The sequence below is a fragment of the Neobacillus paridis genome (genome assembly GCF_016765675.1).
Classification (GTDB): Bacteria; Bacillota; Bacilli; order Bacillales; family Cytobacillaceae; genus Neobacillus; species Neobacillus paridis.
In genome coordinates this window covers 1-697 of record NZ_JAESWB010000157.1, presented here as the reverse complement: position 1 = coordinate 697, position 697 = coordinate 1, and the positions used below count along the sequence as shown (strand labels likewise).

General features: G+C 62.4%; 1 protein-coding gene. It reads left to right on the top strand.

From position 1 onward, the window contains the following. Positions 1–697 (top strand): 3'-5' exonuclease (locus JK635_RS28310; RefSeq protein WP_202653522.1); only part of this gene is annotated, 697 nt, incomplete at both ends.

Below are 697 nucleotides of genomic sequence, written 5' to 3'. Positions count from 1 at the left end.
TGGCTTGTGGCGTGGTGGTGGACACGGAAACCACCGGATTGTCGCTGGAAGTGGATGCCATCATTGAATTTGCGATGGTGGTGTTCGAGTTCGACCGCGAAAGCGGACAGGTCTACCGGATACTGCACATCCTTGATGAACTGGAAGATCCGGGCCGGCCGATACCGCCGGCGTCGACCGCGGTGCATGGCATTACCGACGATATGGTGGCCGGCAAGCGCATCGACGATGCGCGGGTAGCTGCCTTGCTGGACGGCGTGGAGCTGGTAATTGCGCATAACGCGCGCTTCGACCGCCCCTTCCTGGAAGCGCGACTGCCGGTGTTCGAAACCTTGCCCTGGGCCTGTTCGCTGCAGCAGGTGTCGTGGGCGGAGGAGAGCATGGCCTCGGCCAAGCTGGAATACCTGGCCTACCGGCTGGGCTTTTTCTTCGAGGCGCACCGGGCGCAGGCGGACTGCCTGGCCTTGCTGGAATTGCTGCAAAAGCCGTTGCCGGTGTCTGGCCGCCTCGGGCTGGCCTGCATGCTGGAACAGGCCCATGTACGCGATTTTCGCGTCTATGCGCTGCGTGCGCCGTTTGACAGCAAGGATATGTTGAAAGCCCGTTCCTACCGTTGGGACGGCGAGCGCCGATGCTGGCATCGTACGCTGGCTGGAGAGCTGATGGCGGAGGAAATCGCGTGGCTCAAGGCGCATGT